This window comes from Exiguobacterium oxidotolerans JCM 12280, assembly GCF_000702625.1.
Lineage (GTDB): Bacteria > Bacillota > Bacilli > Exiguobacteriales > Exiguobacteriaceae > Exiguobacterium_A > Exiguobacterium_A oxidotolerans.
The window spans coordinates 2,149,110-2,167,139 of sequence record NZ_JNIS01000001.1 but is presented as its reverse complement, the minus strand read 5'-3'; the positions used below and the strand labels follow the sequence as shown (position 1 = coordinate 2,167,139).

Here is an 18,030-nt window from a genome sequence, read left to right as displayed (position 1 = left end):
CTGAATACTGCTTCTCTTCGTAGTGTACGCAATATTATCTTTTCTTGAAAGCCAAAAAAATCCTGATGCCTTCCTCACAATAAGGAAATCCACCAGGATCTATCAATTCTCGCCTACTTTTAAAGGCATCGATCGAAAAATCTCATCTTGCTTTCCGACTTTTTCGACACTCGTTCCAATTGAACCGCTGTATTCAATTGTCCGCTCCGGCTGAATGAACTCATAAGTAATGGCCGGTTCTCCACGCAATCGAACCTGGATTACTTGTCGATGTTGCAGGGAAAACGATGCCTTCACTTCTAAAAATGATGCTTCACTGATTCCATGATGTTTTTCAAGCATCGTCTTTAACTGCTTTTCTGAGTTCTGTTGGTTGCTTTGAAGCTCTGCGTAAGAAATTCCGACCGCAAAAGATAAAAGTCCAATCAGACTTAACGCGAGAATGACCAGTACTTTTTTCATAGACTGATTCACCTCCGAATGAAATTCGTTCTGCTCTCATCATCGGTTCACTCCGCTATTTTTTGAAGTATTTCTCGAAAATAAGCGTTCTCTCACGTCTACAACAATTGGGACGACAAGGGAGAGATGTCTTCCCAACCTAGATGAGAACTTTAGTTGCTAGGTAAAGGAACATTCAATACTCTTCTTTAAGCGATAAATGCATATCAAGGTGTGGAATTCCATCCTCCAGATACACATCAGATGTCTCTTCAAACCCAAACGATGCATAAAACTTTTTTAGATGGGCCTGGGCCTGCAAATAAATCCCTGTTTCTTCTTGGGTCCGGATGTGTTCGATTGCTTCATTCATCAAGCGACGTGCAATGCCGTGCGACCGAAAATCAGCATGGACGGCGACACGACCAATTGCTACATCACCTGATTGATTTTTAGGGAGTACTCGAAGGCAACCGATTAACTGCTGATCTGCATAGGCAAGTGCATGAATCGCCTCCTGGTCACGATCATCGAGCTCTGAATAGGCACACTCCTGCTCAACGACAAAAATATCAGTTCTTAATTTTAATAACTGATAAAGCGTCAAACCACCAAGCTGATTAAACCGAATAAATTCTGTATGATACATGAATTACGCTCCTCTGTTTTAATGTTTATCCTCTAAATAGACGGGTTAGTCTGCATGAATAGACGACGACCGGTATCCCTTTAAAGACCGTTTCTTTTTCCCAATCCAATCCGTTAGCGCGTGCCACCTTTTGAGAAGAATGATTTTCTGGATGAATGATTGAAATCAGACGATCGTTCCCACGTTCAAATGCCTCACGCATCAAACGTTTCGCTGCTTCACGCCCGTATCCGACTTTCCAGTGTTTCGGTTTTAACCAATATCCGACTTCGAGTTCTTCTACTCCGTCGACTTCTTGTAGGATGAGTCCTGCAAAACCGATGGGTTCCTCATCCTCTTTTTTTTCAATCAGCAAAAAGCCCGTCTGACGTTCATCTTCATACCGCTCGAATTGTCGGTCGAACCATAAACGGGCCTCCGCCTCATCCAATGAAACACCACCGTTAATATACTGCATCACCAATTCATTTTGAACGAGTTCTTTATATAAGTTGAAATCTTCCTGAGAAAAAGGTCGCATTCTCAAACGTTCGCTCTCCATATCGATTCCCCTCCTAATTTTCCGAACATCCTTCTATATATGTATTTGTAATTCCCCCTTTTCTAACCGATTCATACCCGAAATCCTTATTTTGTCTTGTTCCCCTTTCGAAATTCGGAATTCTAGATATATATTTTCATTACTAAGCGATGACAGTTTTCGGATAAACCTTGCATTTTTCCTGTCAACTCTGTATTTTGGGAACTATGTGCTAAACATCAATTACGTAATTAGTGTAAAATATATTTCGAGCGTACTTTTCGCTGAATGGAATTCATAAAAAAAGGACTGAGAACTTATATGACTGAACAGTTGTTGACTGGGCTTTACGAGGGATTAAACGAAGACTCTGTATTAGTGAATGAACCGTTAAAATATCATACGTATACGAAAATGGGAGGAATTGCCGACCTTTTCATCATTCCTTCGTCTTACGAAGAAACAGCTTTTGCTGTTCGCTATGCTTATGAGAACGATCTCCCATTGACATTACTCGGTAATGGATCGAACCTCGTCGTACGTGACGGCGGGATTCGTGGCATCGTCTTATCATTTGAAAAATTAACGGATATTTCGGTCGAAGAACATGAGCTCGTCGCACAAAGCGGCGCGGCCATCATCCAAGCCTCACGCGTCGCTTATGATCATGCATTGAGTGGTCTCGAGTTTGCTTGTGGAATCCCCGGCACAGTCGGTGGTGCTCTCATCATGAATGCTGGTGCGTATGGAGGAGAAGTAAAAGATTGTCTTCAGAGCGCGACGGTTTTAACACGCCAAGGGGAGCTGTTAAACATCACACGTGACGAACTCGAACTTGGATACCGGACAAGCTGTTTCGCTAAAAAAGAATATATCATTCTCGAAGGACGTTTTTCTTTGACGGAAGGTGATCCTGTTCTCATCAAGGAAGTCATGGACGATTTGACGAATAAGCGTGAAACGAAGCAACCCCTCGAATACCCTTCTTGCGGCAGCGTCTTTAAGCGTCCTGAAGGATATTTCGCCGGAAAGCTCATCCAGGACAGCGGGCTTCAAGGAACACGGATTGGTGGAGCGGAAGTCTCACAAAAACATGCCGGTTTCATCGTCAACGTCGAAAATGCAACGGCGACTGATTATATTTCGCTTATTCACCACGTTCAGGAAACGGTGCAGGATAAATTCGGGATTCTCCTTGAGACCGAAGTAAAAATCATCGGTGAAGAACTTTAATCCGGATACTTTCCTTAAACACAAAAAAGTAACAGGAACGGGTACCCGTTCCTGTTACTTTTTTTCAGCCTCTATTTCGGCTAATCCTTAAATTGACCAGTTTCCGTCACGCATCAATGGCTCACGTGTACCGTCTGCTAGTTCCCCATCAATCGACATATCAGCTGACCCAATCATGAAGTCGACGTGTGTCATCGAATCATTTGCCCCTTGTTCCGCTAGTTCTTCGTTTGATAAGCTTGGTCCATTTTCGAGACAAGTCGAGTAAGCACGACCAATTGCAAGGTGACACGACGCATTCTCGTCAAACAACGTATTGTAGAATAAGATGCCCGAGTCAGAGATTGGTGAATGGTGCGGCACGAGGGCCACTTCCCCGAGATAACGTGCTCCTTCGTCGAGTGAAATCAACTCATCTAATGCCGCTTGACCTTGTTTCGCTTCTGCTTTGACGATTTTCCCATCTTCAAACCAAAGTGTAAAGCCATCAATCAAGTTTCCGCTGTAGCTGAGTGGCTTCGTACTCGAGACATGACCGTTGACTCCTGTCTTCTTCGGTAACGTAAAGACCTCCTCCGTCGGAAGGTTCGCGATGAAATCAACACCGTCCGCATTCGGTCCACCACCACCGAGCCATACATGACGCTCTGGCAACTCGATCGATAATTCCGTCCCTGGTGCCGAGTAATGCAGTGTTTTATATTTTTTCTCCGTCAAGAATGTCGCTTTCGTGCGGAGGTTGTGATCATGTTTCTCCCATGCAGCGACCGGGTCTGCTTGATCGACACGGGTTGCCTTTAGAATCGCATCCCACAGCTCTTCTACGGCGTTTTCCGAGTCTGGGAATACCTTAGCCGCCCAAGCATCTGAAGGCGCAGCAACGACACACCAGCTTACATTATCGCTCATGACGAATTTACGCCAATTGGCTAGTGCGACACCTGCCGCTTTGTTCGCGCGCGCGATGCGACTTGACTCGACTCCATTTAAAAGATCTGGATCTTCACTGACGACAGATAAGAATGCTGTCTTTTCGTCAGCTAACTGATCGAATCGTGCTTTTAACCACTCTGGAAATGCGTCGAACGAATCTTCTGGTGCATCGAAATAACGGATTTTCGTCATTTCATCATCTGACCATTGCACATAAACGTTCGATGCGCCTACTTCGTAAGCGACACGTGTGATTTCACGAACGAGTGGTGCATTTTCGATGCCAGCACGAATTTCTAATTGCTGACCGGATTGCAAATTGATTCCTGTACGTACAGCGAGTGCTGCATACTTTTTGAGTTGTTCTTGAGTCGGCATTATGTAATCCCCTTTCGTCTCTTACTCTTATTTTCACGAAAGAGTTGCAATTTTGCAAGAAATAAGGTGAAACTAGATGTAGAGAAGGAGTGTTGAACATGGAATTCGTACCAGGAGATTTTAAATCCGCTTACACCTATTTCCACCGTCAAGCATTGGCGTTAGTCGGAGATCACAAGGCACAGGAAGACTTATTGATTCGAGGAGAAGTTGGTTTAGCACATTTAACGAAAGATATCGCTTCAGAAGAAGGTTCTGATATCGAACGTGAAGCAGAACTCGTGCTGTATTTCCAACTTAAACAGTTACTTGAGATGTTACGTGCACTTTATCAAAAACGTTTTTCGATGAAGGAAGAACAAGAACAATTATTGTTGACGGCTGTGCTCTATTTTACTTCCCCAGTTGATGCATTACCTGACGAAAATGTACTCGGTCTGTTCGATGATGCTCAAATCGTCGAATCGATTTATGAAGAACTCGCAGCAGATGTCGATCGCTTCCAACATCTCGAATAAAGAAAAAGGTAAGGGAGACGGGAAAATCCGTCGCTACCTTACCTTTTCTTTATGCTTTTTTTTTCGTCACGATGTTGATTGTCGCAGCTTGTTGTTTTGATTGATCCACTTCCAGCTTTTCTTTGTTCAACCATGTGTAAACCATTCCCATGAAGAGTGCTCCACCGATGATGTTCCCGAAGAGAGCAGGAATTAAGTTATGGATTGCTCCGGCAAATGAAATCGCCTCTGGGTGAGGTACGACAAGCGCGATTGAGAACAATGCCATGTTGGCAATGACATGGTCAAAACCTGATGCGAAGAAGACAGCCACTAAAATCATCATCATCATGATTTGTGCCAATTCATTTTTCATGTTTTTCGGAATGAAAATCGCTAAACAAACCATCCAGTTACAGAAGATTGCTCGCGTAAAGATTTCCCACGTCGAGTGATGGATTTTCGATTCAGAGACAGCGAACAACCAGTTGTTTGCGCCTAACTCTTGAATGATTCCAGTTTGCGAAAAGAGTAACGCGAAGGCAAGTCCTCCGAGACCATTACCGATTAAACAAATCGTCCATACTTTAAACGTATCCATTTTCGTAGTGTATCCACGCATCGTCGCCGTCGTAAAATACATCGTATTTCCTGTAAACAGTTCTGCACCGCCGTAGACGATTAAGACGAGCGCAACACCAAATGTTAATCCACCGACAAGTGTCGTCGCAGCCGATTCATTTAGATAAAGTCCGTTGATTGCTTTGAGTGTAAATATGATAGCAAAACCGATGAATACCCCAGCAAGCATGGCACGAACTAAATACTCGAGTGGACGCATTTGTAGCATTTTAGTTGATTTAACCGCTTTATTTCTTAGCCCTTCTAATGCTTCTACTTCATTCATTGTAGAAACCTCACTTCCCTCTTGTTCAACACTTCACAATGTTTGTTCACTTATTATCATACTTCCATCTTATAAGATGTTCAACCCCTGCCTACCCTTTATTTAAGGTTTTTACGAAAGAATGACATGTAAACGATACCATTGTGTCAAGTTTGTGAAAAAAGCTTTTTCTTGCTAGATACAACTACTTTACGGGTATATTTTGAGTTGTGAACGGAAGTATTCCAAAAAGGATTTTCGTCTTGATTCAACTAATACATAGTCGTCAATGACTACACGATTAAAGCGGTTAGTGGACGTCGAAGCTCGCTCAATATCGCGTGGTGTATACCCTTCAAAATCAGTACGCGTGATTTTAAATTGAAGGATTGATACAGGATCGGTATATTGAATTTCAACTGTCATTACATTAGGAATCGCTAGAAAAAGAGCAAGCGTATGGTGCATGACGAGTTGCGAAAATCGACTTTTGATAAAAGAGGGTGAAGACGGGTCAATCCATTCGTGATTTGTCCCGACCCATTCTTTCCTGGATTTACCCGTCACTTCATAACGTAAGAAGACGGTAGTCCCTTCAATCTGTACTTGTTTAAGTGCGTCTGAAAATGGAAATCGTTCAATGAATCCTGTCATTGCATTTGTATTTGTAACCGATGTTCCGACATATCGGGTGACCAGTGCTCCATCACGCCACTTATTGTCAGGGGATTCCTTCGAGTAATGCAACATAAAAATGGAACCTGTACTTAATCCAATGAGCGCACAGCATAAAAATAAAAGGATTTTTTTCAATTCACTCAATTCCTTTCGACCCGCGTCACCTTTTTACGACATTTTTCAGTTGAGGGGTTGAATTTAATGCTATATAGGCGTACTCTTGCAGGCAGATACTTTACTAAGGAGGAGCATGAGGATTTCTCATCAATCACAATGAAGACTAAACAAAAGAGCAAGAAAAAACGAACGGAAAAAATCAGTTTCCTTTTAATCGGTACACTTCTTTACTCCCTTTATATCAGCCTTTTATTATCTCCAAATGACATTGGATCTGGCGGCATCATGGGAATCACACTTATTTTCCAAGAGTTGTTCAATACGCCCATCGGACTGACCCAACTTGTCTTGAATATCCCGCTTTTCTTACTTGGTTTTCGCTTCTTAAGAAAACGATTCATGCTACTTTCAGGAATTATCGTCCTTATTTCTTCATTTTTAATTGATTGGATTCCAACACAAGTGGTTCCCGAGTCATTAAACGACCCTCTCGTCGCCTCCATTTTTGCAGGGTTAGTTTCTGGACTCGCCATGGCATTAATCTTCTTTGGCGGCGCTTCGACAGGTGGACTCGACATCCTCGGAAAGTTCTTTTATGCCCGCTTCCATAACTGGCCGCTCCCGCGTATTTTTTTAATGCAGGATTTAGTGATTTATATCTTAGTTTGGTTAGTCTTCGACTTAAAACATGTTATGTATGCATTAATTATGAGCTTCGTTCGCGCCAAGGCGTTGCAAACGGTCTATAGTTTTTACTCTGCTTCTAAACAATGTATTATCATTTGTGAAAAAGCAGATGAAATCAACGACGTCATCACAAAAGAACTCGGTCGTGGTGTCACGATTCTCGATGCGCGCGGTGGCTATTCCAACCGGACAAAGAAGATGGTTTATGTCGTCGTGCAGAATAATGAAATCGTTCGTCTTCAGGAAATTGTTTCCTCTGTCGAACCTAATGCCTTCGTCACCTTCTCTGAGATTCATACCGTCTTTGGAAATTACAAAGAACATTCCTACTCTTTTTAAATGAACCGCACACGATGAAACGACAACCCCCTGTCATGAGGTGGGTTGTTTTTTGTAAACAAAGGCTGACCCATCATATACGTCTACGTTTGGTAACGCTCCAGGTTTCATCTCAAATCACAAAACGATTGAATCCCTGTAACTATAAGATGTTCCCCTAAAAAGTAGATAACTCTTCACTTTTTGGGAATTAGTGGTTAAGCTAGTGACATTACCAGTTAGCTTACGAAGGAATGATTGCATGAATAAACTTTGGCGCTACCGCATCTCTCTCATTCTTTTAGTCAGTTTGTTCGCTTCGATTCCTCTCATCTATGCCTTGACAGGTTATCGTACCATTTCAAAAATGACAGAAGAAATGCACGCCCATGATATCCCGATGATTAAACAAGTCGACCAACTCGTCGAATACAATCGAGATCGGGCAAATGCCGTTCGCGGCCTATTGCTTTATGAAGACGACCGCTACATTGAACAATACTACTTCTGCACGACCAAAATTCATGATTTACGCCGTGTGCTCAATGCTTCGAACGAAACACCCGTACCGATTAAAGATTTGTTAGCCCGTAACAATGCTTGGGAAAAAGAAATCGATACCGTTTTTAGGCTTTATGAAACAAATGGTTCACAAGCAGCTACCGTTTTAGCGAAACAATCGACACAGACCACGCAGACCATTCTTGAAGATCTTGCTCAAGTTAAAGATCAATTGTATACCGAATTAGATCAAGAACTCGAAAATACGGCGCTCGTGACAGCATCCTATAAACGGATGTGCTTTAGTCTATCCATTTTAGCCTTTCTACTCATCAGTGTGACCATCACGCTCTTCCATCGAATCAAATGATCTGTTGTTTCATACGATTAGCTTCGTGAAAAAGCTAAAAAACGCACCGCAGTTCTTTATCGGACTGCGGTGCGTTTTTTTATATTTTTCTCAAGAAGAAGCCTTTCCTTCATTCACATGCTCCATTGCCAAATGAACTAACGACGAGACATGATGGTCATCAAGTGAATAATAGACAACTTTTCCTTCTTTACGATATTTGACGAGACCTTGTTTCAATAACGTTCTTAAGTGATGCGAAGCCGTCGCAATCGAACAATCAACTGATGCCGATACGTCACAAACACACAGTTCTTGCTCGACCGTCAATGCATAAGCGATTCGTAGACGCGTTGCGTCTGATAACACTTTAAACAATTTCCCAATCTCAAGCGTCGGGATTTTCTCAACGGCATGACCAATTTCAGTCGCACGTTTTTTATCGATCGCAATCGTCTCACAGCGTGGTGCCTCCACTGTCTTCACCTCTCCTCCAAACTATTGCACCATCCTAAAACAACAAATGCAAGTAAGATGACTACGATGATTCGCGAGGTGAAGATTCATTTCCGATGCTTTTTTTGGATTGTACGAAAAACTGCCCATCCCCCTAATCGATTCCCGATATCCCAAACGATTCGATTAGTATCGACAGCCCGTACACCGATATCGATAATACTTGTATTTCGCAATCGCTCCTTATATCGATTCGATAGGAAGCGTGGTAACGGTACTTGTAACATCACCCGATAAAATAAATCGAGATGTGTATGGCCCCAGATTTCCGTAGCGATGGATGCCGTTTTAATCAACAGCGGCCGTTTATATCGTTGTCGGTGTTTGTTTTTTAACAAAACCGCCAATTCAAATGCATAACGATTCGGATAGGGAAACAATTTCCAACCTAAATGATACTTTCCGCGATTGTCGATTCGAATGATTTGTGGTTCGATGCGATACCGAATCCAGCCTCCCCGAAAGCGAATGACCTGCCATTTCACGTGCATCACCTCTTCAGTGATTATACCCGGTCTGATACTATTTGACGCGCAGTCTGAACCGCCTCCTTGAACTCTCGTGCCGCACGTTCAATATCTGGTGCTGCGAATAAGGCAGAGACGACAGCATATCCTTCAAGCATCTCGAATAAGTCGGGCACCACATGATGTGTGATTCCACCAATTCCGACGAGCGGAAGGGAAACAGCCCGGCGAATCGCCCGGAGTGTTTCGTTTGTCATCTGACTCGCATCGTTTTTTGTCGCCGTTGGATAGAGTGACCCTACGCCAAGATAAGTTGCCCCGTCTTGCTCTGCTTCGATCGCCTGTTCAACGGTCGAGACAGAAACCCCAATCGTGGCTTCCGGTAACAGCTTACGTGCCTCCCGCAAAGGGATGTCCTCTTGCCCGATATGCAGACCTGCACCGACGATTTGTGCGATATCAATCCGGTCATTGATGATGAGTGGGACGCCGTAACGAGACATCATTTTCTTCAAGTCGCTCGCTTGTTCGAGAAATTCTTTCCCTTGCGCCTGTTTTTCACGAAGCTGGACCATCGTCGCGCCACCTTTTATTGCTGCTTCGACCGCATCAATCAAGGCAACGTCCGGGTGAAAGCGCCGATCTGTTACCGCATAAACCGTGTAATCATTCTCCACTGGTCAATACCCCTTTCAAACTTTCTTCTGTAGTTAAGCTGATTGCGTTGAACAACCCCATCCGGAAATCACCGAGTCCCGCTGCTTCATCTGCGACTTCACCCGCTTTTCCCATTAAATACGTCCCATAGGTCGCTGCTTCGAATGCATCATACCCTGCTCCAAGTAAGGTTCCGATGAGCGATGCCGTCATGCAACCGGTCCCTGTAATGTATCCGAGTCGTGGCGTTCCTACGGTTAGTTTTACTTGTCGCTTGCCGTCTGTAATGAAATCAACTGGTCCCGTTACGACGAGAGTCGTCCCGAGCCGTCCAGCAAACTCATGGACGACTTGAAAATCTAATGTCTCTCCTGAAGCGACATCGACTCCTTTAGAACGTCCGACTTGACCGATGAGCGTCTTGATTTCAGAGACGTTCCCCTTAATGACCGTAAAATGAATTGCTTCGAGTAACTCTTTTGTGAATTGTGTCCGAAGTGTAGTCGCCCCCATTCCGACTGGATCTAAAATAATCGGTTTCTTCAATCGGTTAGCCGTTTGACCTGCCAACAATTGCGACGCTCGTGAAGCTGCGTTCAGTGTCCCGATATTGATAACGACAGCATCTGCATGTCCAACCATTTCTTCGACTTCTAGGATATCTTCAGCCATGACAGGTGAACCCCCGAGCGCAAGGGTCATATTGGCACACTCATTAATCGTGACCGCATTCGTTAAATGATGAATTAATGGTTTTTTATCGTGAATGGTTGTAAGCATCCGTTTCCCTCCAAATGTCATAAAAGTGATGTGTCGGTCCGATTCCGTTCCCTAAGGCAAATCCATGCCGGATTGCTTCAGTTACGTACCGTTTAGCATAAATCACGCTATCCTTCAGGGAATCTCCCAGCGCAAGACGTGCCGCAATCGCGGAAGATAATGTACATCCTGTCCCATGTGTATGCTGGCGTTTTAATCGTGCCTCTTGAAACAGATGATACATCCCTTCCGTGTATAAAATATCCGAGGCATCAATACTTTCGAGATGACCGCCTTTTAACAAGATAGCGATATCTCGTTTTTGTGCGAATTCCGTCGTCGCCAGCTTCATTTCATCAACTGTCGAAATCGCTTGCCCTAACATGCGTTCCATTTCCGGAATATTCGGGGTCGTCACGGTTGCAAGCGGCATCAAGTGCTCCATTAATGCTTGTTCAGCATGTTCCTTTAACAGGGCATGCCCCCCTTTTGCGACCATCACGGGGTCTAAAACGACCGGTCCCTTATAATGCTTCAAACATTTCGCAATAACTTGAATCGTTTTTTCATTCGAGACCATCCCAATTTTAACGGCATCTACACGAATATCGCTAAAAATCGAGTTCAACTGGGCTTCGACAAGCGTTGGTGATACATCTTCAACTGCTTGTACGCCTAACGTATTTTGCGCTGTGATGGCAGTAATTACACTCATCCCGTAAACCCCAAGAGCAGAAAAAGTTTTTAAGTCGGCTTGAATTCCAGCTCCACCACTAGAGTCTGATCCAGCAATCGTCAGTACATGTTTCATCGATAGACCTCACTTTCTATGAGAGCACAAGGAGAAAGCGGAACGAAAAAAAGCGCCGTCCGCTGTAAAAAAGCAGACGACGCCATGAAAAACCAACGAGTGTGGTCACTTATTCATGTCTTCGATCTCAACTTTCCTACGCTGGTATTATCCAGATCAGGTGATAGGGTCGAAAACAGAATGGTTTTCCTCTCAGCCAGATTCCTCCAGCTCCCCTAGTTGCTCATGATTTAAATTTCCCTTTCACTGTAGCATAGCGTCATAAAAAAAACGAGCCGAAGCTCGTTTTTATAAGTACGCTAATGGATTAACTGTATTGGCTGGTCCTGTCGCACTGTATTGGTAACCACCAATATGCAACTCAAAATGAAGATGTGCCCCTGTCGAGTTTCCCGTATTTCCGAGCGTACCGATTTGTTGTCCTTGTGAGACTGTTTGCCCCGCATGAACTGACAATGAATTCATGTGCGCGTAAACTGTTGTGTACACTTTTCCATTCAAGAAATGTGAAATCATGACATGATTTCCGTACGGCCCACCACTTCCTGCTGTGATGACCGTTCCTGAAGCTGCTGCGACGATTGATGATCCGACTGACCCTCTAAAGTCGACACCGTTATGGAAAGTATACCCATTCGCACCACTTGCTGGTCCGAATCCTTGTGAAACACTTCCTGAAGCCGGGCGAACGAACTGCGCCGAACCGCTCGGAACACTAGCGACTGGCGTAGCACTTACAATCTCATCAGACGTCTTCTTGCTGTTTGATTTTGCCGCTTTCGCCGCCTTTTCCGCTGCCGCTTTTTCAGCTGCTGCCTTTTCCGCTGCTGCTTTAGCTGCTGCCTTCGCTGCTGCCTTCGCTGCCGCAATCGCACGTTCTTGCGCTTCTAATGTCGCTTGAAGTTCTTTTGCATTCAGAAGTTTTGTCGTAAATTTTGTTTTACCTTGACGTAATTTTTTTAAGGTTGCACTACGTGCTTTCATTTGCTGTTTGAGTTCCTTTTTTTGAACTAAAAGGGCTTCTTTTTCTTTCACTCGCTCTTCCTTTTTATCCACGAGCGTCGCTTTAGCATCCGCTAATTTTTTTTGCGTTTCAAGATAAGCAGAAATCATCTTGTCATCTTGTTCAGCAATTTTTTTCCCTGCCATCACACGACTAAAGAGATCACCAAGGTCTTTCGAACCAAAAATGACTTCTTCCCATTTAATAGAATTTCCATCATTTTCTTGAAGCACACGAAGACGGTCTCCTAACAGCTCTTCCTGGCGTTTCAACATTTCTTCATAATGAATAATGTCTGCCTCAAGCTCTTCGATTCGTTCATTCAACTGACGAATCTGTTTATTTTTTTCCGAGACACGGAAAATATTTTCATTGATTGCTGCATCAATCACATTGATTTGACGCTGCTCTTTTGAAATTTTAGATTCTTGTTTTTTGATTGATTTTTCTAGCTTACGTTGCTCAGCTGCATTATCTGCTTTCTTTTCTTTAATTGTAGCCGCTTGAGTGATTGGGGTGTTCGTCAATAATAACGTCCCTAATAGTACGGTAGAAAATAACTTTTTTAGCATATGTGAGTTCCTCGCTTATGTATGAATTCGATTTTTGAAGTCATGTTTCGTAGTAAAACTATCTGAAATTGATTATAGCATCGTAATAGTTTCAGAAAAATTTCATTTACGTTTCAAATGAAAACGTTATTTTGTAATATAACAACTAATTATTTAAGCTGTACAAAAAAAGAACCGCTACAATGTAGCAGTTCTTTTACGATTTTATAACATTGACATAGGATTAACACTATTTGCAGGGCCTGTTCCACTGTAGATATACCCGCCGACATGAATTTCGAAGTGTAAGTGTGGTCCAGTCGAGTTACCCGTGCTACCAAGTGCACCGATTTGTTGTCCCTGGCTGACACGTTGTCCTGCACGCGCATTCAATGAACTCATGTGTGCGTAAACCGTCGTATACGTTTTTCCGTTCAATTGGTGAGCAATCATAATGTGATTCCCGTAAGGACCACTGCTAGAAGCCGTAATGACAGTTCCTGTTGCTGCTGCGACGATTGGTGTTCCAACCGGTGCACCAAAGTCGATGCCATTATGGAATCCGTATCCATTTTCACCACTTGCTGAGCCGTATCCTTGTGTAGTCGCACCACTTGTCGGATGAATGAACAATGCTGAAGATGCAGCTGGAGCCGGAGTTGGCTTCGGTGCTACTGGTGCTGGTTTTGGTGCTACCGGCGCTGGTTTTGGTGCTACCGGCGCTGGTGCCGGTGTTGATTGTTTTGTTGAATTCGTTGTTGCTTTTTGACGAGCTGCTTGTTTTGCTGCTTGCTCGGCTGCCGCTTTTTCTGCTGCTGCTTGCTCAGCTGCTGCCTTTTCTGCCGCTGCCTGATCGGCTGCTGCTTGTGCCGCTTGAGCTTCAGCACGAGCTTTTGCTTCTCGTGCTTCTTGTGCCTTGCGCTCTTTTTCAATCCGTGCTTCACGTTCACGTGCCGCTTTTTCTGCCGCGATTGCTTTTTCTTGCGCAATCAAGATTTGTTGAACTTCCTTCGCGTCCATCAACTGTGTCTCAAATTTCTTTTTTTGCTTCTTAAGTTCTTTAATGCGTTTGTTTCGTTCACTGATTTGCTGTTCAAGTTCTGCTTGCTGACGTTTTAATTCTTTTTTCTCTGTCACAAGTTTTACTTTTTTATCTTTTAACTCTTGTTGAGCATTTGCTAATTTTTTTTGTGTATTGCGGTAATCCGTAATCATCTTATCATCTTGTTGCGAAATGGATTTTCCGGCTAACACACGGCTGACAAGATCGCCGACATCTTTTGAACCAAAGATGACTTCTTCCCATTTGATTGAGTTACCATCGTTTTCCTGCATGACACGTAAACGGTCACCTAACAATGCTTCTTGGCGTTTTAATTTTGCTTTATACTTCTCGATTTGTTTACCGAGTTCAACGATTTCAGCTTCTGTCGCCTTGATTTGACGATCTTTTGCTTCGACGGCAAACATTTTTTCATTTAATGCTTCGTCTAAACGATTCACTTCTTGTTGTGTCTTCGAAATCTTCTCACCTTCGTGATTCACAGAAGACTCAAGATTTTTTTGTGTATTTTGGTTTTCTTGTTGCTTTTGTTCGTTTTTGGCTTTTTGTTCACTTAAATCATCTGCTGATGCAAAATGAGGAGTTGATGAAAGGACAAGTGCGGAAACGATGAGCGACGCGAACGTTTTTTTCATGTAGTATTCCCTCTTTTTCTCTATAATTTTATTGTAGTCAAAAGTATGCTTTATTTAAATTTCATTTTAATGTTTAAAATTTATAAGAACGTTTTTGATTATAGCATTCATTTTGCCTCTATTATATTTCAGTGAGATTTCATTTTGTATAAGTTTGTTGGTTAATTATGTAATACGTTGAAAATCTTTTAGTGAAGATGCCTGCGCATTGCACCTCGAGGGAAGTTTTGTCACACTAGTGGTGTAAGGGAGGAATTATAGTGAAACTTGATCATACTGGTATTGCCGTCCGTGATATGCAAGAAGCCATTACTTTTTATACAACAATTTTAGGCGGGAAATTAGTCCGTGAATATTCAAATCCCGCTCCAGGCGTGGCTTCGAATATCGCTGTCATTGAATTTGAAGATGCACATATTGAACTACTGACACCAACAAGCGCTGACAGCCCCATTGCTCGTTTCTTAAAACAACGTGGTAAAGGGGTACATCACATCGCCTACCGCGTTGACGATTTAGATCAAGCGATTCTCGATGCAAAAGAACAGGGACTTACGTTCCTCGAAGATACGTACCGGTCAACGCCTTTTGGCCGTCGTTTAATTTACATGAATCCGAGGCATTCGCACGGGGTCATCACTGAGCTTTGCGATTATCCAAACGCTTAACGCAAAAATAAATCCCCTTCACGACCTGTGAAGGGGATTTATTTTGCATGAACTTATGCGAGTTTCGCTAACATTTCACGGTTGAACGCCGGAATATCATCTGGTTGACGACTTGAGACGAAATTATCATCAACGACGACTTCAGTGTCTTCAAAATCAACCCCAGCATTCTCTAAATCGACCCGGATTGATTTGTATCCTGTCATCTTGCGTCCCTTAACGATTTTAGCGTTAATCATCAATTGTGGACCATGACAAATCGCAAAGACCGGTTTCTTCGACATATCGAACTCTTCTACGAAAGAGACAAAACGGTCGTCTTCACGTAATAAATCTGGTGAGAATCCGCCCGGAATCAACAGCGCATCATAGTCTGCCGGCGATGTTTGATCAATCGTTACATCAACCGTGACTTTTGCTTCCTCTTGTTTACCGACGAGTTCTGCGCCTTTTTCTGAACCGATGACTGTCACTTCATGACCTGCCTCTTTTAATGCGTCGACTGGTCCTGTGAACTCGACATCTTCAAAGTGGTTCGCGAGTACAACTGCTACTTTTTTACCCATTAAAATCATCCCCCAAGTTATAAAATCAGTTACCTTGTTCTCTTGCTATAGCTGGATCATCCGGCATTTGTTCTTTGCCTTTAAGAATCTCTTCTTGTTGTTCTGGCGATAATTCACGTTCTTGTTCCGTCAAACGCTTCTGTTCATTTTCTAATAACTCACGTGAACGATCCGTTTCATGTGCCATTATGAACCCCTCCGCTACGAAAACTTATTCGCTAAGTGCGTCGACTACTTTAACAGATAAATCGACATCGATGTTACCGCGCGTTGCTTTAGAATATGGGCAGAAACCGTGTGCTTTTTCAAGTAACTCTTCTGCTTCTTCTTGCGAAACGCCAACGACTTCTACAACGAGTTTCGCTGCGATCTTAACGCCGTTATCTGCTTCGTCTTGTAAAAGACTCACTTCTGAGTTCGTCCGTGTTTCGACACGTTTTTTTGCTTGGCGTGCCATTAAGTTATATGCACCATCGAAACATGCCGCGTATCCTGCCGCGAATAGTTGCTCTGGGTTTGATGTCGGAATATCTTCTTTACCTTTTGTACCAGGCATTACTAAATCTAAATTAATGACGTTATCGTCAGAAGAGACTTTTCCATCACGGCCCCCTACTGCCGCCGCGCGTGAAGTAAGAATTGTTTTAGTCATGAAATAGAACCCCTTTTCCTCTGGTTTGAGTAACTTTTTTTTGCCACATAAACAGTAATACCACTGACTGCCAGAGTATAAACAAATTCTCTAAGCCTTTTATCAAGAAAAAAACAAGGTCACCCTGTGGGCGCCTTGTTTTACATAATTTCTTCTTCAGTTGGTGTAGTGGATTCTTTTTCAGGAAGTTGTAGATAAATCGATTTTACTTGGTGATTATCGACTTCCATCACTTTGACCGTATAGTCTTCATAACGGAACTCTTGACCGCTCGACACTTCCGTATCTTGCGCCATCACCCAACCACCGATTGTATCGATATCTTCTTCCTCGATTCCGAGGTTAAACCGTTCGTTCAAGTCATCGATTAGGACACGTCCGGAAATTCGATACAGTCGCTCATGAATCTGTTCGATGTCGGCTTTCTCATCTTTATCGAATTCATCACGGATTTCCCCGACGATTTCTTCTAAGATATCTTCCATCGTAATGACACCCGCTGTTCCACCATACTCGTCAATGACTAGAGCCATCGGTGTCCGTTCGACTTGCATTTTCAACATCGCATCTTGCAAAGGTGAATACTCCGAGACGATCGGCAAGTTGTGGATGTAGTAGCTTAACGCTTTTCCTTTGTTTGCCATATGATCAGTAAAGAGTTGTTTCGCATTAATGAAACCAAGAATTTTATCCTTGTCCCCTTCTTCGGCGACCGGGTAACGTGTGAACTGGTATTCTTCGACGAGCGAAATGATTTCATCCATCGACGCATCATTCGAAATCGTGATCAAGTCCGTTCGCGGTAACATGATATCTTTTGCAATCCGTTCATCAAAAGAAAAAATGTTCTGCATGTAAGACAGTTCCGTCTGATTGATTTCGCCACTCTTATAACTTTGTGTCATGATGATTTTGATTTCCTCTTCCGAGTGCGCTTCTTCGTGCCCTGCCGGTTCTACACCAAACAAGCGAAGAAAGACTCGTGCTGACCCATTCAAAATCCAAATGAATGGCTTCATTACTTGTCCAAACCAATAAAGAGGTGGTGCAAGCAACATCGTAATCGCTTCTGTTTTTTGGATTGCTAACGACTTTGGCGCTAACTCACCTAAAACAACATGAAGGAATGTGACGATTGAAAAGGCTAAGACAAACGAAACAATCGTAGAAACCGAATCGGGTAACGCTATTTCTGTGAAGAGCATTTCTAGGATTGCACCTACCGTTGACTCTCCTAGCCACCCTAGACCAAGTGCTGTCACCGTAATCCCAAGTTGACATGCTGATAAATAATAATCGAGATTTTCTAATAATTTTTTGGCGATGACTGCTGTTTTATTTCCTTCTGTAATCAATTGATCGATTCGAGACATCCGCATTTTTACGACCGAGAACTCTGCCGCTACAAAAAATGCTGTCAAAACAATTAATAATCCAATAATGAGAAGCCTGATAATAATCGTTGTTGTGTCGAATGTCTCCATTGCATGTGTAC

At 43.1% G+C, this 18,030-nt stretch carries 22 protein-coding genes and 1 riboswitch; of the genes, 5 read left to right on the top strand and 17 right to left on the bottom strand.

Annotation, left to right across the window (positions count from 1 at the left end):
- Positions 1–102: 102 nt before the first annotated feature.
- The 3 genes from P403_RS0110965 to P403_RS0110955 all read right to left on the bottom strand — a co-directional run bounded on the left by P403_RS0110965 (position 103) and on the right by P403_RS0110955 (position 1,631).
- The gene (locus P403_RS0110965) at positions 103–462 is read right to left on the bottom strand and encodes a hypothetical protein (RefSeq protein ID WP_029332683.1); all 360 of its coding nucleotides are present in this window, start codon (positions 460–462) and stop codon (positions 103–105) included.
- A gap of 175 nt (positions 463–637) precedes the next feature.
- Positions 638–1,090 (bottom strand): GNAT family N-acetyltransferase, encoded by a 453-nt coding sequence (locus tag P403_RS0110960; protein WP_029332682.1) that lies wholly within the window; start codon positions 1,088–1,090, stop codon positions 638–640.
- 25 nt (positions 1,091–1,115) lie between these two features.
- Complete coding sequence (locus tag P403_RS0110955; RefSeq protein ID WP_029332681.1) at positions 1,116–1,631, bottom strand: GNAT family N-acetyltransferase; 516 nt, start codon at positions 1,629–1,631, stop codon at positions 1,116–1,118.
- A gap of 300 nt (positions 1,632–1,931) precedes the next feature.
- Here P403_RS0110955 and murB point away from each other — a divergent pair, with 300 nt between their 5' ends.
- Positions 1,932–2,843, top strand: coding sequence for a UDP-N-acetylmuramate dehydrogenase (gene murB, locus P403_RS0110950; protein WP_029332680.1), 912 nt, complete (start codon positions 1,932–1,934; stop codon positions 2,841–2,843).
- Positions 2,844–2,930: 87 nt separating this feature from the next.
- On the opposite strand, the gene P403_RS0110945 is transcribed toward murB, so the two are convergent.
- On the bottom strand, positions 2,931–4,154 hold the full coding sequence (locus P403_RS0110945; protein ID WP_029332679.1) for an aminopeptidase: 1,224 nt from the start codon (positions 4,152–4,154) through the stop codon (positions 2,931–2,933).
- 98 nt (positions 4,155–4,252) lie between these two features.
- On the opposite strand from P403_RS0110945, the gene P403_RS0110940 reads away from it, so the two are divergent.
- Positions 4,253–4,672 (top strand): DUF1232 domain-containing protein, encoded by a 420-nt coding sequence (locus P403_RS0110940; protein ID WP_029332678.1) that lies wholly within the window; start codon positions 4,253–4,255, stop codon positions 4,670–4,672.
- A 49-nt stretch (positions 4,673–4,721) separates the two neighbouring features.
- On the opposite strand, the gene P403_RS0110935 is transcribed toward P403_RS0110940, so the two are convergent.
- Positions 4,722–5,558 (bottom strand): formate/nitrite transporter family protein, encoded by an 837-nt coding sequence (locus P403_RS0110935; protein WP_029332677.1) that lies wholly within the window; start codon positions 5,556–5,558, stop codon positions 4,722–4,724.
- A 189-nt stretch (positions 5,559–5,747) separates the two neighbouring features.
- On the bottom strand, positions 5,748–6,359 hold the full coding sequence (locus tag P403_RS0110930; RefSeq protein WP_152638916.1) for a hypothetical protein: 612 nt from the start codon (positions 6,357–6,359) through the stop codon (positions 5,748–5,750).
- A 129-nt stretch (positions 6,360–6,488) separates the two neighbouring features.
- Here P403_RS0110930 and P403_RS0110925 point away from each other — a divergent pair, with 129 nt between their 5' ends.
- Together P403_RS0110925 and P403_RS0110920 are read left to right on the top strand one after the other, a co-directional pair.
- The gene (locus P403_RS0110925) at positions 6,489–7,358 is read left to right on the top strand and encodes a YitT family protein (protein ID WP_029332675.1); all 870 of its coding nucleotides are present in this window, start codon (positions 6,489–6,491) and stop codon (positions 7,356–7,358) included.
- 241 nt (positions 7,359–7,599) lie between these two features.
- Positions 7,600–8,208 carry a CHASE3 domain-containing protein gene (locus P403_RS0110920; protein WP_029332674.1) on the top strand — a complete coding sequence of 203 codons (609 nt, stop codon included), beginning with the start codon at positions 7,600–7,602 and terminating at the stop codon, positions 8,206–8,208.
- A gap of 90 nt (positions 8,209–8,298) precedes the next feature.
- Here P403_RS0110920 and P403_RS0110915 read toward each other — a convergent pair whose 3' ends face one another.
- The 7 genes from P403_RS0110915 to P403_RS0110885 all read right to left on the bottom strand — a co-directional run bounded on the left by P403_RS0110915 (position 8,299) and on the right by P403_RS0110885 (position 14,649).
- Positions 8,299–8,664 carry an ArsR/SmtB family transcription factor gene (locus P403_RS0110915; RefSeq protein ID WP_029332673.1) on the bottom strand — a complete coding sequence of 122 codons (366 nt, stop codon included), beginning with the start codon at positions 8,662–8,664 and terminating at the stop codon, positions 8,299–8,301.
- A gap of 86 nt (positions 8,665–8,750) precedes the next feature.
- The gene (locus P403_RS0110910; RefSeq protein ID WP_029332672.1) at positions 8,751–9,188 is read right to left on the bottom strand and encodes a hypothetical protein; all 438 of its coding nucleotides are present in this window, start codon (positions 9,186–9,188) and stop codon (positions 8,751–8,753) included.
- Positions 9,189–9,208: 20 nt separating this feature from the next.
- Positions 9,209–9,847: a thiamine phosphate synthase gene (thiE, locus tag P403_RS0110905; RefSeq protein ID WP_029332671.1), complete on the bottom strand. Its 639-nt coding sequence runs from the start codon at positions 9,845–9,847 to the stop codon at positions 9,209–9,211.
- Entirely contained in the window at positions 9,837–10,607 is a 771-nt protein-coding gene (gene thiM / locus P403_RS0110900; RefSeq protein WP_029332670.1) for a hydroxyethylthiazole kinase, read from the bottom strand. The genes thiE and thiM overlap by 11 nt, the downstream gene beginning before the upstream one ends.
- Positions 10,585–11,397 carry a bifunctional hydroxymethylpyrimidine kinase/phosphomethylpyrimidine kinase gene (thiD, locus tag P403_RS0110895; RefSeq protein WP_029332669.1) on the bottom strand — a complete coding sequence of 271 codons (813 nt, stop codon included), beginning with the start codon at positions 11,395–11,397 and terminating at the stop codon, positions 10,585–10,587. Before thiD ends, thiM begins: the two co-directional genes overlap by 23 nt.
- 116 nt (positions 11,398–11,513) lie before the next feature.
- Positions 11,514–11,624: riboswitch (TPP riboswitch) on the bottom strand.
- Positions 11,625–11,685: 61 nt separating this feature from the next.
- Entirely contained in the window at positions 11,686–12,972 is a 1,287-nt protein-coding gene (locus P403_RS0110890) for a murein hydrolase activator EnvC family protein (protein ID WP_029332668.1), read from the bottom strand.
- A 204-nt stretch (positions 12,973–13,176) separates the two neighbouring features.
- Entirely contained in the window at positions 13,177–14,649 is a 1,473-nt protein-coding gene (locus tag P403_RS0110885; protein ID WP_029332667.1) for a murein hydrolase activator EnvC family protein, read from the bottom strand.
- A gap of 260 nt (positions 14,650–14,909) precedes the next feature.
- Between P403_RS0110885 and P403_RS0110880 the strand changes: the two genes are divergently transcribed.
- Positions 14,910–15,317 (top strand): VOC family protein, encoded by a 408-nt coding sequence (locus P403_RS0110880; RefSeq protein WP_029332666.1) that lies wholly within the window; start codon positions 14,910–14,912, stop codon positions 15,315–15,317.
- A gap of 53 nt (positions 15,318–15,370) precedes the next feature.
- Here the strand turns inward: P403_RS0110880 and P403_RS0110875 are convergent, their stop codons facing one another.
- The 4 genes from P403_RS0110875 to P403_RS0110860 all read right to left on the bottom strand — a co-directional run bounded on the left by P403_RS0110875 (position 15,371) and on the right by P403_RS0110860 (position 18,019).
- A complete protein-coding gene (locus P403_RS0110875; RefSeq protein WP_029332665.1) occupies positions 15,371–15,883 on the bottom strand; it encodes a type 1 glutamine amidotransferase domain-containing protein in 513 nt (170 codons plus the stop codon).
- A gap of 25 nt (positions 15,884–15,908) precedes the next feature.
- A complete protein-coding gene (locus tag P403_RS16605) occupies positions 15,909–16,070 on the bottom strand; it encodes a hypothetical protein (RefSeq protein WP_160167778.1) in 162 nt (53 codons plus the stop codon).
- A 24-nt stretch (positions 16,071–16,094) separates the two neighbouring features.
- Entirely contained in the window at positions 16,095–16,535 is a 441-nt protein-coding gene (locus P403_RS0110865; RefSeq protein WP_029332664.1) for an Ohr family peroxiredoxin, read from the bottom strand.
- Between the two features lie 140 nt (positions 16,536–16,675).
- The gene (locus P403_RS0110860) at positions 16,676–18,019 is read right to left on the bottom strand and encodes a hemolysin family protein (protein ID WP_034801465.1); all 1,344 of its coding nucleotides are present in this window, start codon (positions 18,017–18,019) and stop codon (positions 16,676–16,678) included.
- Positions 18,020–18,030 lie beyond the last annotated feature (11 nt).

Bases quoted from the DNA above. Each gene is read 5' to 3' on its own strand.
- P403_RS0110890 (WP_029332668.1), bottom strand. From the start codon at position 12,972: ATGCTAAAAAAGTTATTTTCTACCGTACTATTAGGGACGTTATTATTG.
- P403_RS0110960 (WP_029332682.1), bottom strand. From the start codon at position 1,090: ATGTATCATACAGAATTTATTCGGTTTAATCAGCTTGGTGGTTTGACG.
- P403_RS0110925 (WP_029332675.1), top strand. From the start codon at position 6,489: ATGAAGACTAAACAAAAGAGCAAGAAAAAACGAACGGAAAAAATCAGT.
- P403_RS16605 (WP_160167778.1), bottom strand. From the start codon at position 16,070: ATGGCACATGAAACGGATCGTTCACGTGAGTTATTAGAAAATGAACAG.
- P403_RS0110940 (WP_029332678.1), top strand. From the start codon at position 4,253: ATGGAATTCGTACCAGGAGATTTTAAATCCGCTTACACCTATTTCCAC.
- thiD (WP_029332669.1), bottom strand. From the start codon at position 11,397: ATGAAACATGTACTGACGATTGCTGGATCAGACTCTAGTGGTGGAGCT.
- murB (WP_029332680.1), top strand. From the start codon at position 1,932: ATGACTGAACAGTTGTTGACTGGGCTTTACGAGGGATTAAACGAAGAC.
- P403_RS0110955 (WP_029332681.1), bottom strand. From the start codon at position 1,631: ATGGAGAGCGAACGTTTGAGAATGCGACCTTTTTCTCAGGAAGATTTC.
- P403_RS0110935 (WP_029332677.1), bottom strand. From the start codon at position 5,558: ATGAATGAAGTAGAAGCATTAGAAGGGCTAAGAAATAAAGCGGTTAAA.
- P403_RS0110875 (WP_029332665.1), bottom strand. From the start codon at position 15,883: ATGGGTAAAAAAGTAGCAGTTGTACTCGCGAACCACTTTGAAGATGTC.
- P403_RS0110860 (WP_034801465.1), bottom strand. From the start codon at position 18,019: ATGGAGACATTCGACACAACAACGATTATTATCAGGCTTCTCATTATT.
- P403_RS0110965 (WP_029332683.1), bottom strand. From the start codon at position 462: ATGAAAAAAGTACTGGTCATTCTCGCGTTAAGTCTGATTGGACTTTTA.
- P403_RS0110945 (WP_029332679.1), bottom strand. From the start codon at position 4,154: ATGCCGACTCAAGAACAACTCAAAAAGTATGCAGCACTCGCTGTACGT.
- P403_RS0110920 (WP_029332674.1), top strand. From the start codon at position 7,600: ATGAATAAACTTTGGCGCTACCGCATCTCTCTCATTCTTTTAGTCAGT.
- P403_RS0110885 (WP_029332667.1), bottom strand. From the start codon at position 14,649: ATGAAAAAAACGTTCGCGTCGCTCATCGTTTCCGCACTTGTCCTTTCA.
- P403_RS0110865 (WP_029332664.1), bottom strand. From the start codon at position 16,535: ATGACTAAAACAATTCTTACTTCACGCGCGGCGGCAGTAGGGGGCCGT.
- thiM (WP_029332670.1), bottom strand. From the start codon at position 10,607: ATGCTTACAACCATTCACGATAAAAAACCATTAATTCATCATTTAACG.